This window comes from Janthinobacterium sp. NFX145 (assembly GCF_049810325.1).
In the GTDB taxonomy this organism is placed as follows: domain Bacteria; phylum Pseudomonadota; class Gammaproteobacteria; order Burkholderiales; family Burkholderiaceae_D; genus Janthinobacterium; species Janthinobacterium rivuli.
Map to the genome: position 1 here is coordinate 2,606,689 of NZ_CP187360.1, position 20,035 is coordinate 2,626,723.

At 62.7% G+C, this 20,035-nt stretch carries 17 protein-coding genes; 11 read left to right on the forward strand and 6 right to left on the reverse strand.

From position 1 onward, the window contains the following. The first annotated feature begins 3 nt into the window (after nucleotides 1–3). From ACPJXG_RS11635 to ACPJXG_RS11645, 3 genes are read left to right on the forward strand one after another with little or no spacing between them, the layout of a single operon-like run. Nucleotides 4–963, forward strand: coding sequence for a 2-hydroxyacid dehydrogenase (locus tag ACPJXG_RS11635; RefSeq protein WP_425254340.1), 960 nt, complete (start codon nucleotides 4–6; stop codon nucleotides 961–963). A 35-nt stretch (nucleotides 964–998) separates the two neighbouring features. Continuing rightward, nucleotides 999–2,021 carry a porin gene (locus ACPJXG_RS11640; RefSeq protein ID WP_425254341.1) on the forward strand — a complete coding sequence of 341 codons (1,023 nt, stop codon included), beginning with the start codon at nucleotides 999–1,001 and terminating at the stop codon, nucleotides 2,019–2,021. 12 nt (nucleotides 2,022–2,033) lie between these two features. Continuing rightward, entirely contained in the window at nucleotides 2,034–3,035 is a 1,002-nt protein-coding gene (locus ACPJXG_RS11645) for a Gfo/Idh/MocA family protein (protein WP_425254342.1), read from the forward strand. Between the two features lie 72 nt (nucleotides 3,036–3,107). On the opposite strand, the gene lysS is transcribed toward ACPJXG_RS11645, so the two are convergent. The 4 genes from lysS to ACPJXG_RS11665 all read right to left on the reverse strand — a co-directional run bounded on the left by lysS (nucleotide 3,108) and on the right by ACPJXG_RS11665 (nucleotide 6,668). After that, a complete protein-coding gene (gene lysS, locus ACPJXG_RS11650; protein ID WP_425254343.1) occupies nucleotides 3,108–4,637 on the reverse strand; it encodes a lysine--tRNA ligase in 1,530 nt (509 codons plus the stop codon). An 18-nt stretch (nucleotides 4,638–4,655) separates the two neighbouring features. Then, complete coding sequence (locus ACPJXG_RS11655) at nucleotides 4,656–5,357, reverse strand: HAD family hydrolase (protein WP_425254344.1); 702 nt, start codon at nucleotides 5,355–5,357, stop codon at nucleotides 4,656–4,658. A gap of 2 nt (nucleotides 5,358–5,359) precedes the next feature. Next, nucleotides 5,360–6,464 (reverse strand): peptide chain release factor 2 gene (gene prfB / locus ACPJXG_RS11660; protein WP_138829122.1). Its coding sequence is split into 2 segments (ribosomal slippage): nucleotides 5,360–6,382 and nucleotides 6,384–6,464, totalling 1,104 coding nucleotides; the frame shifts between segments, so codons are not numbered across the junction. Continuing rightward, nucleotides 6,381–6,668 (reverse strand): hypothetical protein, encoded by a 288-nt coding sequence (locus tag ACPJXG_RS11665; protein WP_176390249.1) that lies wholly within the window; start codon nucleotides 6,666–6,668, stop codon nucleotides 6,381–6,383. The genes prfB and ACPJXG_RS11665 overlap by 84 nt, the downstream gene beginning before the upstream one ends. On the opposite strand from ACPJXG_RS11665, the gene ACPJXG_RS11670 reads away from it, so the two are divergent. Continuing rightward, nucleotides 6,667–8,700 carry a bifunctional 2',3'-cyclic-nucleotide 2'-phosphodiesterase/3'-nucleotidase gene (locus ACPJXG_RS11670; RefSeq protein ID WP_425254345.1) on the forward strand — a complete coding sequence of 678 codons (2,034 nt, stop codon included), beginning with the start codon at nucleotides 6,667–6,669 and terminating at the stop codon, nucleotides 8,698–8,700. The two genes, ACPJXG_RS11665 and ACPJXG_RS11670, sit on opposite strands and share 2 nt — an antisense overlap. Beyond that, nucleotides 8,697–9,188: a tetratricopeptide repeat protein gene (locus ACPJXG_RS11675; RefSeq protein ID WP_425254346.1), complete on the forward strand. Its 492-nt coding sequence runs from the start codon at nucleotides 8,697–8,699 to the stop codon at nucleotides 9,186–9,188. Before ACPJXG_RS11670 ends, ACPJXG_RS11675 begins: the two co-directional genes overlap by 4 nt. Here ACPJXG_RS11675 and ACPJXG_RS11680 read toward each other — a convergent pair. After that, complete coding sequence (locus ACPJXG_RS11680) at nucleotides 9,142–9,612, reverse strand: hypothetical protein (protein ID WP_219312716.1); 471 nt, start codon at nucleotides 9,610–9,612, stop codon at nucleotides 9,142–9,144. The genes ACPJXG_RS11675 and ACPJXG_RS11680 overlap by 47 nt on opposite strands. 9 nt (nucleotides 9,613–9,621) lie before the next feature. Next, nucleotides 9,622–10,518 carry a hypothetical protein gene (locus ACPJXG_RS11685; protein ID WP_425254347.1) on the reverse strand — a complete coding sequence of 299 codons (897 nt, stop codon included), beginning with the start codon at nucleotides 10,516–10,518 and terminating at the stop codon, nucleotides 9,622–9,624. Between the two features lie 368 nt (nucleotides 10,519–10,886). Here ACPJXG_RS11685 and ACPJXG_RS11690 point away from each other — a divergent pair, with 368 nt between their 5' ends. The 6 genes from ACPJXG_RS11690 (at nucleotide 10,887) to ACPJXG_RS11715 (ending at nucleotide 20,035) form a co-directional block, all read left to right on the forward strand. Next, entirely contained in the window at nucleotides 10,887–12,044 is a 1,158-nt protein-coding gene (locus ACPJXG_RS11690; protein ID WP_035819582.1) for an ABC transporter substrate-binding protein, read from the forward strand. Between the two features lie 85 nt (nucleotides 12,045–12,129). After that, nucleotides 12,130–13,020 (forward strand): branched-chain amino acid ABC transporter permease, encoded by an 891-nt coding sequence (locus ACPJXG_RS11695; RefSeq protein WP_035819581.1) that lies wholly within the window; start codon nucleotides 12,130–12,132, stop codon nucleotides 13,018–13,020. Nucleotides 13,021–13,027: 7 nt separating this feature from the next. Next, entirely contained in the window at nucleotides 13,028–14,971 is a 1,944-nt protein-coding gene (locus tag ACPJXG_RS11700; RefSeq protein WP_425254348.1) for an ABC transporter permease subunit, read from the forward strand. Between the two features lie 10 nt (nucleotides 14,972–14,981). Next, entirely contained in the window at nucleotides 14,982–15,704 is a 723-nt protein-coding gene (locus ACPJXG_RS11705) for an ABC transporter ATP-binding protein (protein ID WP_425254349.1), read from the forward strand. A 108-nt stretch (nucleotides 15,705–15,812) separates the two neighbouring features. Next, the gene (locus ACPJXG_RS11710; protein WP_425254350.1) at nucleotides 15,813–17,834 is read left to right on the forward strand and encodes a DKNYY domain-containing protein; all 2,022 of its coding nucleotides are present in this window, start codon (nucleotides 15,813–15,815) and stop codon (nucleotides 17,832–17,834) included. A gap of 122 nt (nucleotides 17,835–17,956) precedes the next feature. Continuing rightward, on the forward strand, nucleotides 17,957–20,035 hold the full coding sequence (locus ACPJXG_RS11715; RefSeq protein ID WP_425254351.1) for a TonB-dependent receptor plug domain-containing protein: 2,079 nt from the start codon (nucleotides 17,957–17,959) through the stop codon (nucleotides 20,033–20,035).

A 20,035-nucleotide genomic window follows, 5' to 3' on the forward strand; every position in this document is an offset into this window, starting at 1 on the left:
CTCGTGAAAAAACATGTGGTTGTCTATAAAAAACTGGCCGAGCCGCTGCTGGCGCGCCTGCGCGCCGAATGCGAGGTCACGTACTTCGAAGCGATCGATGCGGGCAATCGCGCCGCATTCGCCGCCGCCATCCGCGGCGCGCACGGTCTGCTGGGCGCCAGCGTGCGCCTGGACCGCGAACTGCTGGACCCGGCCGCCAACCTGCACATCATTTCCACCATTTCGGTGGGCGTCGACCAGTTCGACGTCGATTACCTGCGCGAACGGGGCATCCTGCTGGCCAATACGCCGGACGTGCTGACGGAAACGACGGCCGACACGATCTTCGCGCTGATCCTCGCCAGCGCGCGCAGGGTCGTCGAACTAGCCGAATTCGTCAAGGCCGGACGCTGGACGCGCAGCGTGGGCGAAAGCCAGTACGGCGTCAACGTGCACGGCAAGACCATCGGCATGCTGGGCATGGGCCGCATCGGCCGCGCCGTCGCCCGCCGCGCCGCGCTGGGCTTCGGCATGCAGGTGCTGTACGTGAACGGCGAAGCGGTGCCCGAGGTGGAGGCGGCGCTGGGCGCGCGCCAGGTGGCGCTCGACGACTTGCTGACCGGCTCCGATTTCGTCTGCGTGGTGCTGCCGCTGACGGCGCAGACGGAACGCATGATGGGGCGGCGCGAATTCGCGCTGATGCGCCCCGGCGCCATCTTCATCAACGGCTCGCGCGGGCGCATCGTCGACGAGGCGGCGCTGATCGAGGCGCTGCAGCAGGGCACCATCCACGGCGCCGGTCTCGACGTGTTCGAGCGTGAACCGCTGGCGCCGGACAATCCGCTGCCGCACATGGCCAACGTGGTGGCGTTGCCGCACATCGGCTCGGCCACGCACGAAACGCGCTACGCCATGGCGCAGCAGGCCGTGGACAACCTGCTGGCCGGCTTGCGCGGCGAGCGTCCGCGCCACCTGGTCGGCTAAGAACAGTATCCATAAAAAGACAGACAGGGAAAGAAATGAAGAACAAGGTAGCAAGGGCAATCATCATCGGCGCGGGTGCTTGCGGCGGCCTGTGTAGCGCGCAGTCGAACGTGACCATGTATGGCATCGCGGATCTGGGCGTGGTATCCGAGAACGGTGGCCCAGGGGGCAGGGTGCTCAAGGTGACGAGCGGCATCGCCAACGGCTCGCGGCTCGGTTTCAAGGGCAGCGAAGACCTGGGCGGCGGCATGACGGCGATCTTTACGATGGATGCGGGCATCCTGGCCGACACGGGCGCTTCGGCCCAGGGCGGCCTGCTGTTCGGACGCCAGGCCTTCGTCGGCCTGGCCGGCGCGGCGGGCACCTTGCGCCTGGGCCGCCAGTACACCTTCATCGATAGCAGCCTGGGTGTGCTGGACCCGTTTTACCTGGGTTTTGCGGGCAGGATGAGCAATGTCTTCACGGCCGGCTACATCAGCCGGGTCGACAACAGCATCACCTACAGCTCGCCCGTGCGCGGGGGACTCTCCGGCGAGCTGGCGTACGGCTTCGGCGAAGTGCCGGGCGATGCGTCGGCCAAACGCTACGTGGGCGCGGCGGCCACCTATGCCAGCGGGCCGCTGTATGTGCGCATGGCGCACCAGGATGCCAATACGCTGTCGACCGCGCTGGTGGCGGGCAGGGCGCGCAACACGGTGCTGGGCGCCACCTGGGACTTCGGCGTGGTCAAGGCGCATGGCGCCGTCGCCGTCAGCAAGAGCACGGCTGGCGCCGCCACCACGGTCGACAGTGCGGACCTGATGCTGGGCGCCACCGTGCCTGTCGGGCCGCACAGAGTCCTGTTCTCGTATGTGCGGCGCGACGACCGGCGCGCCGCCAACGGCGACGCTTCCCAGATCGGCATCGGCTACACCTACGCGCTGTCGAAGCGCAGCACCTTGTATGCGGCCTATGCGCACATCGACAACCGCAATGGCGCCGCCTATGTGGTGGGCAACGCCACCGACAACGGCACTGGCAACCAGGCCTGGAACCTGGGCCTGCGCCACACTTTTTAAGGGGAGAATCGAATGAAGAAAATCGGATGGATTTTGGTCGGCGCCAGCACCGTGGCGCGCGAATGGATGGTCGACGCGATCGGCCAGCAGGGCGACGCCGAAGTGCTGGCCGTGGTCAGCCGGGACGCCGCGCGCGGCGCCGCCTTTGCCGAACAATTCGGCATCGCCGCCAGCTACACGGACCTCGACGCGGCGCTCGCGCATCCGGGCGCGGACGCCGTGTACATCAGCACCACCAACGAGTTGCACATGGCGCAGACCTTGCAGGCGGCGCGCGCCGGCAAACACGTGCTGTGCGAAAAGCCGCTGGCGCTGAACCTGGACGACGCCCGCCGCATGGTCGACGGCTGTGCCGAAGCGGGCGTGGTGCTGGGGATTAACCACCACCTGCGCAACGCGGCCAGCCACGGCAAGGTGCGCGAGCTGATACGCGCCGGCGAGATCGGCCAGCCCCTGTATGGCCGCGTGCTGCACGCGAACAACCTGCCGCAGCACTTGCGCGGCTGGCGCCTGGACGCGCCGGAGTCGGGTGGCGTCACGCTCGACATGTTCGTGCACGACGTCGACACCTTGCGCTTCCTGCTCGACGCGGAGCCGCGCCACGTCACCGCTTGCGCCACCAGCGGCGGCATGACGGTGGCCGGGCTGGAAGAGGGGCTGATGGCCGTCATCGAGTTCGATAACGGCACCTTGGTGCAGGTGCACGACGCGTTCAACGCGCCGTATTCGCTGTCCGGCGTGGAAATCATCGGCACCAAAGGCACCATCTTCGCCACCGGCGTGATGACGCAGCGCCCCGTCGGCAGCATCAGCCTGACGCGCGAGGCCGGCAGCATCGACGTCCCCGTCGAGCATGAAAACCTGTACGTGCGCTCGGTGCGCGCCTTCCAGCGCGCCATGCGCGGTGTAGGACAGCCGGCCGCCACGGGCGACGACGGCATGCGCGCGCTGGCCACGGCATTGGCGGCGCAGCAGGCCAGCCGCAGCCACCAGCGCGTGACCCTGGCCGGCTGACGTCCGACCGCACAAATAAAAAAGCCGCCTGATCGTAAAATCAGGCGGCTTTTTATCGGCTTGCGTCCGTGATTAGTCTTCGCGGCGCAGATGCGGGAACAGCAGTACGTCGCGGATGTTCGGCGAATCCGTGATGATCATCATCAGGCGGTCGATGCCGATGCCGCAGCCGCCTGCTGGCGGCATGCCGTATTCCAGCGCGCGGATGTAGTCGGCGTCGTAGAACATTGCCTCTTCATCGCCGGCGTCCTTGGCGGCCACTTGCGCCAGGAAGCGGGCCGACTGGTCTTCCGCATCGTTCAACTCGGAGAAGCCGTTGGCGATCTCGCGGCCCACCATGAACAGCTCGAAGCGTTCGGTGATGCCGGCCACCGTGTCGGAAGCGCGCGCCAGTGGCGACACTTCGACCGGGTAGTCGATGATGTAGGTCGGCTCCCACAGCTGCGCTTCGGCCGTTTCTTCGAACAGCGCCAGTTGCAGCGCGCCCAGGCCGGCCGTGGCGAACGGCTTGACGCCGAATTTCTTCAGCTCTTCCTTGATGAATTCCGCATCGTTCAGCTGCTCCGGCGTGTAGCCTGGCGCGTATTTGTTGATCGCTTCAACGATGGTCAGGCGGTGGAACGGTTTTGCCAGGTCCAGTTCGCGGCCGCCGTAGGTCAGGGTGGCGGTGCCGTGCGCGTCGATGGCGGCCTGGCGGATGACGGCTTCCGTGAAATCCATCAGCCATTTGTAGTCGGTGTAGGCCGCGTAGAATTCCATCATCGTGAATTCTGGGTTGTGGCGGATCGACACGCCTTCGTTGCGGAAGTTGCGGTTGATCTCGAACACGCGGTCGAAGCCGCCCACGACCAGGCGCTTCAGGTACAGCTCGGGCGCGATGCGGAGGAACATCTGCATGTCCAGCGCATTGTGGTGCGTGATGAACGGCTTGGCCGCCGCGCCGCCGGGGATCGTGTGCAGCATCGGCGTTTCCACTTCCATGAACTCGTTCTTTTCCATGAAGCGGCGGATCGACGAGATGGCGGCGGTACGCGCCTTGAAGGTGCGGCGCGTCTCTTCGTTCATGATCAGGTCGACGTAGCGCTGGCGGTACTTCGTTTCCTGGTCGGCCAGGCCGTGGAATTTGTCCGGCAGCGGGCGCAGCGACTTGGTGATCAAACGCAGTTGCGTGACCTTGATGGTCAGTTCGTCCGTCTTGGTCTTGAACAAGGTGCCTTGCACGCCCAGGATATCGCCCAGGTCATAGTGGTGCAGGGCGGCCATGGCCGCTTCGCCGGTGAGATCAAGCGTGGCGTAGATCTGGATGCGGCCGTCGGCTTTCGGGCCGGAAGCGTCTTGCAAGGTGGCGAAAGCGGCTTTCTTGCCTGCTTCGCGCTTGAGCATCATGCGGCCGGCCAGCACCACGTGTACGGGGTTTTCTTCCAGCTCTTCGCGCGTCTTGCTGCCGTATTGCGCGTGCAGATCGGCCGCCTTGTGCTCGGGGCGGAAATCGTTCGGGAAGGCGACGCCTTGTTCGCGCAGTGCTGCCAGCTTGACGCGGCGCTCGGCGATGATCTTGTTTTCATCGGGTGCGGCGGCTTGTTCTTGGATATCCGTAGTCATGGTGTTCTTCGTTGGTGATTATTGATGATGTGGTGCCAGCGCTGGCGCCACGCTGGCAAACAGTGCGTCGACGTCGAGCGAGGAGAAATCCGGCACGATGGCAATGACGTTGTCGAATGCGGCAAACGCTTCTGCCGGCAGGGTGGTGGTGAGCACCACGACCCGCATGCCGGCACGGCGCGCCGCTTCCACGCCCAGGGGCGCGTCTTCAAAGACGATGCAGTTGTGCGGCAGCGCGCCTGCCAGCAGCGCGCCTTTCAGGAAAACGTCCGGGTGCGGCTTGCCCCGCTCCACGTCGGCGGCGCCGACGATGGCGTCGAAGCGGTGGCGCAGGTCCAGGCCATCGAGCGTGAACGCGATGTTCTCGGCCGGTGCGGCCGTGCCGACTACCAGCCCCACGCCGGCCTGGCGCGCGCTGGCGATCAGCCGGTCGAAACCGGCGACTGTCGCCAGGTGCGGGCCATACAGTTCGCGGTAGACGACTTCCTTTTCAGCCAGCAGGGTGACGTGGTCGGCTTCCTCGCCCAGGTACTTGGCGATGATTTCGTGTCCCTGCCGTCCTGCCGTGTCGCGGAAAAAGACGTCCGCGTCCAGCGCATGGCCGTGGCGTTCAAAGAACGCCAGCCACGATGTCGTGTGGAAGGCCATGTTGTCGACGATCGTGCCATCCATGTCGAACAGGAAGGCGCGCTGCGTCAATGCCGGAGCGGATGCGTTCATCCTTATACGCCTTGCTTGAGCGAGGCGGAAATGAACTCGTCGATGTCGCCATCGAGCACGCCCTTGGTATTGCCCGTCTCGAAACCGGTGCGCAAGTCCTTGATGCGGGACTGGTCCAGCACGTAGGAGCGGATCTGGTGACCCCAGCCCACGTCCGTCTTCGAGTCTTCCAGCTTTTGCTGTTCGCTCATGCGCTTGCGCAGTTCATGCTCGTACAGTTTCGCTTTCAGCATTTCCATCGCTTCGGCGCGGTTGCGGTGCTGCGAACGGTCGTTCTGGCACTGCACCACGATGCCGGTCGGCGCATGGGTCATGCGGACGGCGGAGTCGGTCTTGTTGATGTGCTGACCACCGGCGCCCGACGCGCGGTAGGTATCGACGCGGATATCGGCCGGGTTGACGTCGATCTCGATCGAATCGTCGACTTCCGGATACACGAACAGCGACGTAAACGAGGTGTGGCGGCCGTTGGCCGAGTCGAACGGCGACTTGCGCACCAGGCGGTGCACGCCCGTTTCCGTGCGCAGAAAGCCGTAGGCGTGATCGCCCTCGACCTTCAGGGTGGCCGTCTTGATGCCGGCGACCTCGCCGTCGGACTGCTCCAGGATTTCGACCTTGAAGCCCTTGCGTTCGCAATAGCGCAGGTACTGGCGCAGCAGCATCGAAGCCCAGTCCTGGGCTTCCGTACCGCCGGCGCCGGCCTGGATGTCGATGAAGCAGTTGTTCGGGTCCATCGGATTGTTGAACATCCGGCGGAATTCCATGCTTTCGATGACCTTGCGGATTTCCTGCACGTCCTGCTCGATCGCTTCGAGCGTGTCGTCGTCGCCTTCTTCGCGGGCCATGTCGAACAGGTCGCGGGTGTCGCGCAGGTCGGCATCGGCCTTGGCCAGGGTGAAGACGATGGCTTCCAGCGCCTTCTTCTCTTTACCAAGGTCCTGGGCGCGCTTGGGATCGTTCCAGACGGTGGGGTCTTCCAGCTCTTCGTTGACTTGCTCTAGTTTCTCCGACTTGACAGTGAAGTCAAAGATACCTCCGAAGTTCGGCTTCGCGGACCGTCAGGTCGTTCAGCAGGGCGGAGATGATATTGATGCGTTCGGCTTCCATAATGTTCTGGTCTTCTATGGTGAAATCAAACCCTGAATTATACGCGAGCGCGGCGCGTTTCTGATGCCGGCGGCGCCGAATCGATGCCGCACGGGGCAATAAAATGACGATTTTGCTGTATTTGCGACAATATTTTTGCCTTGAAGATGGCTGGCGTGCTGCGTATGATGCTGGCGATATTGTCTTTCCATAGGAATACATCATGCTTCAATCTCCCCGTCTTGCCCTGTTACCGCTGCTGCTGGCCGGCTGCGGCGCCTTGCCGCCCGCCGCCACCGGACCGGTCCACCCGCTGGCCTCCGCGCAGGCAGGCAGCAGCGCCACCCTGGCCCTGCTCGAGACGACGGACTTGCACGCGAATGTGCTCAGTTATGATTACTACAAGCTGCAGGCGGAGCCGTCGATCGGCCTGGAACGCACGGCGGCCCTGATCGCCCAGGCGCGCTTGGACTTTCCGAACAACCTGTTGCTCGACAACGGCGACACCATCCAGGGCACGGCGCTGGCCGACTACCAGGCATTGGTAAAACCGCTGGCCTGCGACCAGACCCTGGCCATCTACAAGGCGATGAACTTGCTGAAAGTCGACGGCGGCGGCATCGGCAACCACGAATTCAACTACGGCCTGGCGTTTCTGAGCCAGGTGACGGGCAACCAGTTTGACGTCGACAGCGTCGACGCCAGCAAGCCACGGTGCGCCGGCCCCGCGTTCCCGCAAGTGCTGGCCAACGTCTACAGCGTGAAGAGCGGCAAGCCGCTGTTCGCGCCGTACCACATCATAGCCAAGCAGATCACGGCAACCGGCCCCGATGGCAAGGCCATCACCTCCACCGTGAAGGTCGGCATCATCAGCTTTGCGCCGCCCACCATCATGGCCTGGGACAAGCGCTGGCTGGAAGGCCGCGTCTACACGCAGGGCGTGCGCGAGACGGCGGAAAAATTCATCCCCGAGATGCGCGCCAAAGGCGCCGAGCTGGTGGTGGCGATCTCGCACGGCGGCCTCGATGACAGCCCGTACTCGCCGAGCATGGAAAACGGCAATTACTACCTGTCGCAAGTACCGGGCGTGGACGCCATGCTGATCGGCCACTCGCACCAGTTGTTCCCGAACGCGACCAGCACGGTGCCGCAATTTAATTTGCCCGGCGTCGACAAGGCCAAGGGATTGGTCAATGGCGTGCCGACCGTGATGGCCAATTTGTGGGGCAAGCACCTGGGCGTGATCGGTTTGCGCCTGCGCCACGACGGCAAGCGGTGGGTCGTCGACAAGGGCGCCACGACGGTGGAAGCGCGCGGCATCCAGAATGCGGACAAGAGTTACGTCCAGCCCGATCCTGCCATCGCCAAGCTGGTGGCCGAGGAACACGCGGCGACGATTGCCTACGTGCAGACGCCGGTCGGCGCCACGGACTTCCGCATGTCGACATACTTCGCCGATGTGGGCGATGTGAGCGCCATCGAAGTGGTGAACCAGGCGCAAGCGGGCTACCTGGCCGCCTACGTGAAGGCGAATTTGCCGCAATATGCCAGTCTGCCCGTGCTGTCGATGTCGTCCCCGTTCAAGAGCGGCTCGGCCGGCGTGTCCGACTACACGGATGTCAAGGCGGGCAATGTCGCGCTCAATAACGCGGCCGATCTGTATTTGTATCCGAACGCGCTGTACGGCGTGAAGATGAATGGCGCGGACTTGAAAGCCTGGCTGGAGCAGTCGGCGCAGCGCTTCAACACCATCGACCCGAACAAGCTGGAAGCGCAGGAACTGGTCAACACGGCCCACCCGAGCTACAACTTCGACGCGATCACGAGCGCCGACGTGCGCTACCAGATCGACGTCACGCAAAAGCCCGGCCAGCGCATCAAGGGCCTGACGTACAAGGGCAAGCCGGTAGACGCCAGCCAGGAATTTTTGATCGCGACGAATAACTACCGCGCCAGCGGCGGCGGCAACTTCCCCGGCCTCGACGGCAGCAAGACGGTGGTGGCTTCGCCCGACAATAACCGCGAACTCCTGATCGCCTACGTGACCAAGGAAAAGAACCTGACGCGCGCGAAAAACGGCTCGGCGCGCAGCTGGCGCTTCGCCAGGGTGGCCACAAAAGGCCCGGTGGTCTTCCATTCCGCGCCGAACGTGATCGACCTGGCCAAAGCGGCCGGCATCGACAACGTCACGCAGCTGAAGCTTGACGATGGTGCGGGCAAGGGTTTTGCGCTGTACCAGCTCGACCTGTCGAAATGATGCTGGCAAACTTGCTGTTGGCCGCCGCGCTGGCCTCGCCCGTGGCAGCGGCGGCGCCCGATGTCACGGCCCGGGCCAAGGTCCTGATGCGTGCGGGAGAAGCGTCCCAGCCGCAGGCGCGCGCCCTGTTCGAACAGGCGGCAAGGCAGGGCAGCGGTCCGGCTGCGTATTACCTGGGCTTGATGTTCAAGAATGGCATGGGCGGCCCGCAGGATGGCGCCGCCGCGCTGCGCTGGCTGGAACTGGCCGCGCAACGGGGCGTGGCGCCGGCCATGTTCATCGTCGCGAACATGCTGCTGGAGAGCGATGAAGCCAGGGCGCGTTACTGGCTTGACGCTGCCTGCGAGCAGGAGCACCCTGAAGCCTTGATGCAAAAAGCCATCGCCACGAAAGAAGGGGCAATGGGCTATGCGCGCAGCGATGCGCAGTCAACGCTGCTGATCAGGATGGCTGAGCATGCGATGGGGCACCGGGGGCAGGAGCCTTGATGCCGTCGTTTTTCGATTCCTCCCTGGCCTTGAGCAACGCCTGAAGGTCTTTCGTTGCATCCACCACACCCAGCACGTCTTTTGACAGCAATGTCGCTGCAACACTGACGACAGCGGCGGCGACGTCAATCGCATGCTTGACGTCTTTTATTTTTTCCAGCGCCGCATTGGCGATATCGATTGCCTGGTCGGCCTGCCTGGCGGCCTCTTGTGCGCCATCTGCGATCATGTCGATGCCGTGCGCCTGGAAACTGGCCACCAGTTCATTGAGGTGGTCTTCGAGTTCCTTCAGTTCCTCTTTTTGCTGAGGGCTCAGTGTCCTGCGCCCCTTGATCCTCCACGCCAGCAGCAAGGTGGAAATCTCGGACAGGTTATTGGCGATTTCGAATGCTTTCAAGGTGGCCTGTTTGTTGATCGTTGCCATAATGTCCTCCTACCAAGTTGCAGGTGCAAGGAAGGCCACCTGGAGTTTCAGTTCATCGACGCGCAGGGAGAAATCCTTCAGTTGCTGTTGCAGTTGCGCGCTGTCGTCGCGCGATTTGCGAAGGCTGTCGAGGCTTTCCTGGAAGGCCTTGACGGCCCTGGCATAGCTATCAGGAATTTTCGCGCGTTCGCCTAGTTGCTTCTCGTCACGATACAGCCGGACCCTGACGTAATTCGTTGCCAGCGGCTCGGCACGTGCCGTTTCATGCAGGGCCATGTGCAAGACGCTGCTGTCGCGCCGTTCGATCGCGATCCTGTCGCGGTACGCCGCCTGCACATAGGTATTGAGCGCATTGGTGATGATGCCGATTGCCTCTTGCTGTGCGAGTAGTTCATTGATGGCTGATTTCTGTATGTTCTGCGTCAGCAAACGGCTCAGTTGTTCGCTCAGTTTCATGACGATGCTTACCTGCCCCGGGTCGAGCAGCGGCGTACCGCTGCCGGGAACAGGAATGCTGCCCAGAGCGTCGCCGAGGCCGGAAAACTGATCGTGGTAGTCGGCTACCTTGCTGCCGCTCAGATCTTGCAGGGCTTGCGCGTAGCGCGCCAGGACACTGTTCAGCAGCAGTATTTTCTGATTCGAATTGGCGATTTTGTCACAGCCGCGCCTGGCCTGCTGCTCGGCGGCTGCAGGGTCGAAGCCATCGGTGGAAATCAGGTTTCTGCGCAGCTCATTGTTCATGCAGCTATCCACGGTGGCGTTGGCGATGGGTGGGAAGGCGGCGGTCATTTGCTGGCCCGTCTGCGCAAAGCTGTCGACGGATTTGAAGCTGGCGCAACCGCTGAGCATACTGAGCAGTAGTGCAGCGAGGGAAAGGGTAAACGATTTTGTCAGTGGTAGCGGCATAATGCCTCCGGGCAGGTGGTGGTGCAGGAGAGGCCCATGCGGATGCCGGGGCACATCTCACCTTAGCAGTCGACGAGGGTTCGGCTTTGCGGTAGATCAAGCAGGCGAGGTGGTGCGTGCTTCAGCGGAAATTGGCACCCGCCTTTCTCCTCGGCGGTCAAGTCATTTCGGTTTTGCTGCATAATTTCCTTACAAAATACTGACAAGATTTCGGCGGAAATGTTGTTTTTTCTATGTTGCGACGCGTCATATGTAGTTGTTGCTGGTGCATGTTTACTCACCTACAATGATTTATCGATGGGGCGGTTATCCAGCGTACGACTATAAAAATAAGTGGCATTAAAAACGTTGTATCAGAGGAGATGACAATGAATTTGAAACAGAAATTGCTCGTGGCAAGTTTGGTTTTGGGTTTCTCGCAGGCGGCCGTCGCAGCCGACCCCATCAAGATCGGCGTGTCCGGTCCGTTCACGGGCGGTTCCGCGCCGATGGGCGTGTCGATGCGCGACGGCGTCAAGCTGGCCGTGGCGGAAATCAATGCCAAGGGTGGCGTGCTGGGCCGCTCCCTGCTGCTCATCGAGCGCGACGACGAAGCGAAGAATGAACGCGGCGTGCAGATCGCCCAGGAGCTGATCAACAAGGAAAAGGTCGCCGCCACCGTCGGCTACATCAACACGGGCGTGGCCCTGGCTTCGCAGCGTTTCTACCAGGAAGCGAAAATTCCCGTCATGAACAATGTGGCGACGGGTTCCATCGTCACCAAGCAGTTCGCCGACCAGCCGGAGAACTACGTCTTCCGCAATGCGGCCAATGACACCATCCAGTCCGGCATGATCGTGCATGAGGCGATCGAGAACCGCAAGTTCAAGAAAGTGGCGATCCTGGCCGACTCCACCAACTATGGCCAGCTGGGCCGCGAAGACCTGGAAAAGGCGCTCGACAAGAAGGGCATCAAGCCCGTCGTCGTGGAAAAATACAACATCAAGGACGTCGACATGACGGCCCAGCTGCTGAAAGCCAAGCAGGCGGGCGCGGAAGTCGTGCTGACCTACGGCATCGGCCCGGAACTGGCGCAGATCGCCAACGGCATGGAAAAACTGGGCTGGAAAGTGCCGCTGATCGGCAGCTGGACCCTGGCCATGGGTAACTTCATCGACAACGCGGGCAAGAACGGCAATGGCACGCGCATGCCGCAAACCTTCATCCAGGATGCCAGCACGCCGAAGCGCAAGGCCTTCATCGACGCCTACGTGGCCGCCTACAAGCCATCGGGCGGACGCATGCCATCGGCCGTCTCGGCCGCGCAAGGCTACGATTCCATCTACCTGCTGGCCGCGGCCATCACGCAGGCGGGCGGCACGGATGGCCCGAAAGTGCGCGCCGCGCTGGAAAACCTGAACGAGAAGGTGGAAGGCGCCGTCACCACCTACAACAAGCCATTCAGCAAAACCAACCATGAGGCGATCACGGCCGACCTGACGGTCTTCGGTGAGGTCAAGGACGGCAAAGTCGTCCTCGCGAAATAAGCCTGGCAGACAGTCGCCGCGCAGTGGCCAGCCTTGAGGAATCAGGACTGGCCATTTTTTCATCGTTCGTCTTCCGGGGAATACCATGGAAATCTTCCTGCAGCTCGTCTTCAGCGGCGTCGCGCTGGGCATGATCTATGCCGTCATCGCTTTCGGCTACCAGCTGACCTTTGCCACTTCCGGCACCCTCAATTTCGGCCAGGGCGAATCCCTGATGCTGGGCGCGCTCGTGGGCCTTTCCCTGGTGGGCACCATTCACGGCGGCCCGTACATGAGCTATCTGCTGATGATCCCCATCGTCATCGTCTTCGGCGCCTTGCAGGGCGTGTTCGTCGAATGGATAGGCGTGCGGCCCGCCATCAAGATCAAGTCCGAATTCGGCTGGATCATGTCGACCATCGCGCTGGCCATCATTTTCAAGAACGTGGCGGAAAACATCTGGGGCAAGGATGACCTGATGTTCCCGTCGCCCCTGTCTGCCGCGCCGTTTCAGGTGTTTGGCGCCAATGTGCAGCAGATGCAGGTGGCCGTCATCGTCGGCGCGCTGGCCATCATGCTGGCCGTCGAAGTGTTCAACCGCAAATCGATCTATGGCAAGGCCGTCGTGGCGACAGCCAACGACCGCGACGCGGCCGGTCTGATGGGCATCAACACGGGCATGGTCATCACGTTCTCCTACGCGCTGTCGTCGGCGACGGCCGCCTTTGCGGGCGTGCTGGTGGCGCCGCTGACCTTGACGGGGGCGACCATGGGCGCCTCGCTGGGCTTAAAAGCCTTTGCGGTGGCCATCATCGGCGGCCTGACGTCGGGCGTGGGCGCCATCGTCGGCGGGCTGATACTGGGCATCGCGGAAACGACCACCGGCTATTACATCTCCACCGGCTACAAGGAAGTGCCAGGCCTGCTGCTATTGCTGCTGGTGCTGGCCATCAAGCCGTCCGGCCTGTTCGGCAAAGCCGCGATCAAGAAAGTCTGAGGACGACATGAACAAGAAAATCTCCATGCTGGCGCTGAGCGCGGCGGGACTGGCCGCGCTCGCACTGTTCCCCATCGTCATCCCGAACCCGTATTACATCCACCTGGCCGAGACCATCCTGATCTACGCCATCCTGCTGTTCGGCCTCGACATCGTCGTCGGCTACACGGGGCAGGTGTCGCTGGGCCACGCGGGCCTGTTCGGCATCGGCTCCTACGTCACGGGCGTGCTGGTGTTCAAGCTGGGCCTGTCGTTCTGGCTGGCCATCCCCGCCAGTATTTTGGGCGCGGCCGTGTTTGGCGCCATCCTGGCCTTGCCGGCCCTGCGCGTGACGGGGCCCTACCTGGCCATGGTGACCCTGGCCTTCGGCACCATCGTGCAAATCCTGATCAATGAAATGAGCTTCCTGACGGAGGGTCCGATGGGCATCAAGATCCACAAGCCCGTGCTGTTCGGCCACAAACTGACGGAAGTGGAGTACTACTACATGGTCGCCGCGCTGCTGGTGATCTCGCTGGTGGTGGTGCACCGCATTTTGAAATCGAACCTGGGCCGCGCGTTCGAAGCCTTGCGCGACAGCCCCATCGCCTCGGACTGCATGGGCGTGTCCGTGTACCGCTACAAGGTGTACGCCTTCGTCATCAGCGCCGGTTTCGCGGGCCTGGCCGGCAGCCTGTATGCGTATTCGGAAGAGTACATCTCTCCCAATACCTACAACTTCGAGCTGACGATCTTGTTCCTGCTGGCCGTCATCATGGGCGGGCGCAAGACGCGTTCCGGTGCGCTGATCGGCGCCATGATCGTCGTCATGCTGCCCAGCCTCTTGTCGGACATCGAATTGTTCCGCAAGATCGCCGTGGCCGCCGCCGTGCTGGGCGTGATCGGTTCCGCCTTCATGCTGGCGAAGAAACGCTCCACCGTGCGCGGCGTGCTCGTGCCCCTGGTGGCCACCATTGGCCTGGCCGCGTATTCGTACAAGCTGGAAAACATGGTCGACTGGCGTCTGACCATCTTCGGCCTGATGACCTTGTTTGTCGTGTACTACCTGCAGGATGGTATCGTGGGCTTTTTGATGAGCTTTATCGGCAAGGGCCGGCGCCATGTGCAAGCCGTCGCTTCGCACGGCGTGGCGCCATTCGACCACGCCCAGGGCGGGCAGCAGGGCGCGACCCTGCTGCGCGTGGAGCAGGCCCTGATGCAGTTCGGCGGCCTGAAGGCGCTGAACCAGGTGGACTTGAACGTCACGCAAGGCTCCGTGCACGGCTTGATCGGGCCGAACGGCTCGGGCAAGAGCACGATGATGAACGTGCTGACGGGGATCTACAAGCCGACGGCGGGCAAGGTGGAGTTTGCCGGCGCCGTGATCTCCGGCCGCACGCCATCCGAGATCGCGCTGGGCGGCGTGGCGCGCACCTTCCAGAACGTGCAGCTGTTCGGCGAAATGACGGCGACGGAAAACGTGCTGGTGGGCTTGCACAATACCTTCAAGTCGAATGTGCTGGACGTGATGCTGCACACACCGCGCTACAAGCGCGAAGAGGCGGCCGCGCGCGAGCGGGCCGCCAGCATCCTCGAATTCGTCGGCCTGGCGGACCTGGCCAACGAAGAGGCGCGCAATCTGCCGTATGGCAAGCAGCGGCTGCTGGAAATCGGCCGCGCGCTGGGCCTCAACCCGCGTTTGCTGCTGCTTGACGAGCCGGCCGCCGGCCTGACGGCGCCCGACATCAAGGAACTGATGGCCATCATCCGCAAGATCCGCGAACACGGCATCACCATCATCCTGATCGAGCACCACATGGACGTGGTGATGGCGCTGTCGGACGTGGTGACGGTGCTCGATTTCGGCCAGAAGATCGCCGAAGGCGCACCCGCGCTGGTCCAGAGCGACCCGAAAGTGATCGAAGCCTACCTGGGCGGCAGCGCCGAAACCCTGGCGCCAGCGGCGCACTGAGAGGAAGACCATGCTGACCATTAGCAATCTGCACGCCGCCTACGGCAAAGTCGAAGTCCTGCACGGCATTTCGCTCGACGTCCCGAAAGGCAAGCTGGTGACCCTGATCGGCTCGAATGGCGCCGGCAAGACCACCACCATGCGCGCCATTTCCGGCATGCTGAAACCGAAATCCGGCAGCGTCACGCTGGGTGGCAAGGACGTCACGGGCCTCGATTCGCACCGCATCGCCCGCGCCGGCCTGGCCCATTCGCCGGAAGGCAGGAGGGTGTTCGCCTCGATGTCGGTGACGGACAACCTGCTGCTGGGCGCCTTCCCCCGCTTTACGCGCTCGCGCCCGAAAGGCGACATCAAGGGCGACCTGGACAAGGCCCTGGAGCTGTTCCCCCGCCTGAAGGAGCGGCGCGACCAGCTGGCCGGCACCCTCTCGGGCGGCGAGCAGCAGATGCTGGCCATGGCCCGCGCCGTGATGCTGAACCCGGAAGTGATACTGCTGGACGAACCGTCGATGGGCCTGGCGCCGATATTGGTGGAAGAAGTCTTCCGCATCATCACGCGCTTGAAGGCCGAAGGCGTGACCATGCTGCTGGTCGAGCAATTCGCCGCCGCCGCCCTGAACGTGGCCGATTACGGCTACGTGCTGGAAAACGGCAGCATTTCCGTGCATGGGCCGGCGGAAAGCCTGAAAAATGATCCGAAGGTGATCGCGGCGTATCTGGGGGGAGGGCATTAATGCGGCATTAATGCGGCAATGATGCGGCAATGGGATCACTGCGCCTGCAGGGCGCGATTTTTCTTGCAAAAGGCTTATGCTGCCGAATTATTATCTTGAAATGCAACGATGACGATGCCAGAAGTGGATGCTGCGCAGTGGGAGTCCCTTGACCTTGAATGGCACGGGGACTTCGCGTTTATGGACGGGGCGTTACTCGGTGACGATAGTGCACGCGAGGCATACATCATGCTCGCGCTTGCAGGAAAGCTGCCCTCCGAGATCGCTCAAGAGGCAAGTTCCTGGCGTTTTCCGTCGTCGCCTTTGCGTGCTCGGCAAATGGTCTGGCGACATCGAACCCATCCGGGGTTGTTGCGCGATAGTCAGCGTGATTACTACCTGCTGCCGCATTACCTTGCGCGATATGGCTACCATGCGGTGCAGGCTTTGCCGTTTCGTTTCAATGGCACCCTGGAAGACCTCGGCTACCACTACTGGCGTGACCAGTCCTGCGCCTATTGGTTTGGCGATTATTCGGTCACTGTCATGGTTGATGTAAAGCACCAGGCGCTTGCTTTGCTCGGGCCGGCGCCAGCTTTTGTATCCGCCGATTGCGCGCTGTTCAGCGATGGCGTGAATGTTTTTCTGTCTGGAAAGGTGACCGCGAGTGCGCACGACCGTATCCGTTACACCAATCACCCGGATTACAGGGTGATCTACGGGCAGGTCTACAGAGGATACAAGCGGCTGCACCAGAAGGATGGCACTCCTTTGCCCATCGCCCATCCTGACGGCTTTCGCATGCTTGCGCAGCGATGGGGGACGGATGGCGAGTCGATCATCGTGCAGGCACAGCAGGGATCGAGCATTGCATATGAATATTTTTACCGCATTGATCATGCCGATCTGGCCACCTTCACCGTACTGAACGAACGTTACGCCAAGGATGGGCAACGTGCGTATTATTTGACGGGAAAGTCCATGCGCTATGTGGGCGATTTCCAATTGCTCAAATGCCGGCAACCGGAATTTGATGAGGCCGGCCGGGTGGTGTCTGCGCGTGAGTTTCAGCACGAGTATATTGCCGTGGATGATCAGTTTGTCTACGCAGCAGGGACGCGTGTGCGCGGCGCTCACGGCCCCAGTTTCCAACACCTGGGATTCGACTATTACCGCGATCATCAGCGCGCTTATTACCGCAACAAACCGCTGCATGTGGATGTGGACAGTTTCGTCGTGGCGCTGGTACATCATGCAGGCGCCGATTACTCGTCGAGACTGGTGGGCGACCGAAACGGGCCGCTGGGCAGCGACGGGGTACTCGACAAGGTCATGCAGCAGCGGTGGGCGCCATTTTTCGAGGCGCATCCGCAACTGACGGATTACTGGTGGCACCGCTTGCAGGCGCAGGACGAGGCGCAGGCGGCGCAGCAGGAAGAAATCCCGGCGCGGCGTGTCATCGGATCTGGCTTCGAACTGGGCCGACATGTGTACTTTCATGGGCGGCCCATCACCGGATTGGATGCAGCCAGTTTCAAATTATTGGGTGAACATCTGTGCGGCGATGTCAATGGCTTGTATCTGATCCCGTATCATGAAGTTGACCGCGCCGTGCCCGAACGGTTTTCTACCGAGTCTGTGGAGCATTTCAGCGCATTCGATTCGATTTACCTGAGTGACGGTAAAAAAGTCTATTGCCACCGAATTTTCTATCACTGTCCTGAGCCCATTTCGAAGGCTGACCTTGCCACCTTCGTGAGCTGCGGTTATGGCTGGGCCAAGGATAGCCGTGCCGTTTACTACAGGGGGCAGGCAAAAAAAAGCCTCGTTCCTGAAAATACACGGATACTTGGCATTTATGCGTTCAATTCCACGTTGATGATGTCCGATGGCAAGCCATTGGCTGTCGAATTCAGCCCGGAAGAAGTCTCGGTGCCGCATCCTCATTTTCTGCAGCTAGGCACGCGTAAATTGTTTTGTGGCCGAAGCCCGCTGAGCGCCAAGCGCATAGACCTGGCCACGTTGGCGTTTCTCGATGATCGCCATGCGCGCGACAAGCATCGCTTCTACCGCTACGACGGCCATGCCGGATTGACTGAGGTCAGCGAAGAGGACTACCGGGAGGGGCTCGCAAAGCAGAGCGTATCGTGACGTTTGTCCTGGTCCCGGCTTGACAAATCCTCTACACTGCGCACTTCCTCGTATGGCGTAGAACAGCTCTCATGTGCAGCAGCCTCAGGTATCATCCCCTCGTTCTCATCTTGCTCTCAGGCATGGCCTGCGCCGGCGATGCACCACTGCAGAAAGTTGAAATTTCCGCCGCCAGCGGCATGCAGCAGCGGCGCGACGACACGGCCGCGAAGATCGTCGTCAGCCGCGATGACCTGGTTCAATATGGCGACAGCAGCCTGGCCGCGACGCTGAAACGCCAGCCCGGCGTCTCCGTCGTCGGCGGCGAGGTGCGCATGCGGGGTCTGGGGGCGGGCTACACGCAGATGCTGATCAACGGCGAGCCCGCGCCACCGGGATTTTCCATCGAATCGATCACGCCCGACATGATTGAGCGCATCGAGATTTTGCGCAGCGCGACGGCTGAATACAGCATGCAAGCCGTCGCCGGCAGCATCAACGTGATCTTGCGCAAGGGCGCCAGCGGCGCCGAGCGCGAATGGAAGCTGGGCGCGGGCCGGCAGGACGGCCGCTGGCAGCCTGCCGCGTCCCTGCGCGTGGCGGACAAATTGCCGGGTTTCGCCTATGCGCTGACGGGTGCGATCGAGCGCACGGCCGACGACGTGGCGGGCAGGACGACTGACACCATGTCCGATGCCGCCGGCCTGCCGCTGGCGCTGCGCGACACGCGCACGCGCAATGCCTCGTCCGTCAACAAGGCCAGCCTGACGCCGCGCCTGCACTGGACCCTGGACAAGGGCGACAGCATCACCTGGCAAAGCCTGCTGGACTGGTATCGCACGGGGTTTGACGGCGTGGCGCGCGAAACGACCTTGCTGGGGCAGGCATCGAGCTATCCGCGCAATGGCGCCACCTCGCAAGCGAGCGTGTTTTCAGCGCGCAGCGATGTGAGCTGGTCGCACTCGCTGGGGGCCGCGGGCAAGCTGACGGCCAAGCTGGGCGTCAACCACAACCGGCGCGACACGGATTACGCCTTCCATGGCGAGGCGGCCGGTGGCGCGCCCCTGCTGCTGCGCGGCGTGGTGTCCGACGCCATCGACGACAGCGTCAACAGCAGCGGCAAATACCTGGGCCGGCTGGGCGGCGGCCACGCCCTGAGCGTGGGCTGGGATGGCAGCCTGATACGCCGCAGCGAGTCGCGCCGCCAGCGCGACACGTATTTTGCCGGTGGCGCGCCGTATGCGCTCGATGAAGACTACACGGCCGACGTGCGGCGCCTGGCCCTGTATGCGCAGGATGAATGGGATGTGACGCCGCGCCTGCAAATGTATGCGGGCGTGCGCTGGGAAGGTTTGCAGACGGCGACCGAAGGCCGCACCTTGAGCGAAGTGCGCACGCGTGCCAGCGTCTGGAGTCCCGTGGCGCAGCTGCTGTGGAAGCCGCCGCAGCAGGAGCGCGACCAGCTGCGGCTGGCGCTGGCGCGCACCTACAAGGCGCCCACCACGCGCAACCTGGTGCCGCGCCGCTACACCGTCAACAATGGCAACAGCGCCAACAATCCCGATTTCCAGGGCAATCCCGACCTGCGCCCGGAACTGGCGTGGGGGCTGGACGCGGCCTGGGAAAGCTATTTCGGCAAGAGCGGCGTGGCCAGTTTGTCGGCATTCACGCGGCGCATCAGCGATGTCACCGTGCAGCGCCTGTTCCAGCACGATGGCATCTGGACGGCCAGCCCGTTCAACAATGGCACGGCCACGGTGCGCGGCATTGAAATGGATGTGAAGTTCCCCGTGCGGACCTGGTGGGCGCAAGCGCCCGATGTCGACGTGCGCGCCAATGCGGGGCGCAACTGGTCGCGCGTCGCCGCCGTACCGGGTCCTGGCAACCGCCTGGCCAGCCAGGTGCCGGCCACGTTCAACCTTGGGCTCGATTACCGGCGCTCGCCGATGCTGAGCATGGGCGGCAATCTGCACGTGCAGACGGGCGGACTGGCGCGGCTCGATGCGCACGCCAGCAGCCATGCGGGCGTGCGGCGCACCTTGGACGCGTATGCGCTGTGGCAGCCGGACGCGAAAACGCGCGTACGCCTGTCGGCGGCCAACCTGCTGCACCGGCAGCAGGTGCAAGGACAATCCTATGTGGACGGGGAGGGCCGCAGCGACAGCGTGACGACCCTCGACAGCAGCGCTGCGCTGCGGCTGATGCTCGAACGCAGCCTGTAA

What these genes read in the sequence shown, in the direction of transcription:
- ACPJXG_RS11640 (WP_425254341.1), top strand. Translation starts at nt 999, where the DNA reads ATGAAGAACAAGGTAGCAAGGGCAATCATCATCGGCGCGGGTGCTTGC.
- ACPJXG_RS11645 (WP_425254342.1), top strand. Translation starts at nt 2,034, where the DNA reads ATGAAGAAAATCGGATGGATTTTGGTCGGCGCCAGCACCGTGGCGCGC.
- lysS (WP_425254343.1), bottom strand. Translation starts at nt 4,637, where the DNA reads ATGACTACGGATATCCAAGAACAAGCCGCCGCACCCGATGAAAACAAG.
- ACPJXG_RS11655 (WP_425254344.1), bottom strand. Translation starts at nt 5,357, where the DNA reads ATGAACGCATCCGCTCCGGCATTGACGCAGCGCGCCTTCCTGTTCGAC.
- ACPJXG_RS11670 (WP_425254345.1), top strand. Translation starts at nt 6,667, where the DNA reads ATGCTTCAATCTCCCCGTCTTGCCCTGTTACCGCTGCTGCTGGCCGGC.
- ACPJXG_RS11665 (WP_176390249.1), bottom strand. Translation starts at nt 6,668, where the DNA reads ATGATGTATTCCTATGGAAAGACAATATCGCCAGCATCATACGCAGCA.
- ACPJXG_RS11675 (WP_425254346.1), top strand. Translation starts at nt 8,697, where the DNA reads ATGATGCTGGCAAACTTGCTGTTGGCCGCCGCGCTGGCCTCGCCCGTG.
- ACPJXG_RS11680 (WP_219312716.1), bottom strand. Translation starts at nt 9,612, where the DNA reads ATGGCAACGATCAACAAACAGGCCACCTTGAAAGCATTCGAAATCGCC.
- ACPJXG_RS11685 (WP_425254347.1), bottom strand. Translation starts at nt 10,518, where the DNA reads ATGCCGCTACCACTGACAAAATCGTTTACCCTTTCCCTCGCTGCACTA.
- ACPJXG_RS11690 (WP_035819582.1), top strand. Translation starts at nt 10,887, where the DNA reads ATGAATTTGAAACAGAAATTGCTCGTGGCAAGTTTGGTTTTGGGTTTC.
- ACPJXG_RS11695 (WP_035819581.1), top strand. Translation starts at nt 12,130, where the DNA reads ATGGAAATCTTCCTGCAGCTCGTCTTCAGCGGCGTCGCGCTGGGCATG.
- ACPJXG_RS11700 (WP_425254348.1), top strand. Translation starts at nt 13,028, where the DNA reads ATGAACAAGAAAATCTCCATGCTGGCGCTGAGCGCGGCGGGACTGGCC.
- ACPJXG_RS11705 (WP_425254349.1), top strand. Translation starts at nt 14,982, where the DNA reads ATGCTGACCATTAGCAATCTGCACGCCGCCTACGGCAAAGTCGAAGTC.
- ACPJXG_RS11710 (WP_425254350.1), top strand. Translation starts at nt 15,813, where the DNA reads ATGACGATGCCAGAAGTGGATGCTGCGCAGTGGGAGTCCCTTGACCTT.
- ACPJXG_RS11715 (WP_425254351.1), top strand. Translation starts at nt 17,957, where the DNA reads ATGGCCTGCGCCGGCGATGCACCACTGCAGAAAGTTGAAATTTCCGCC.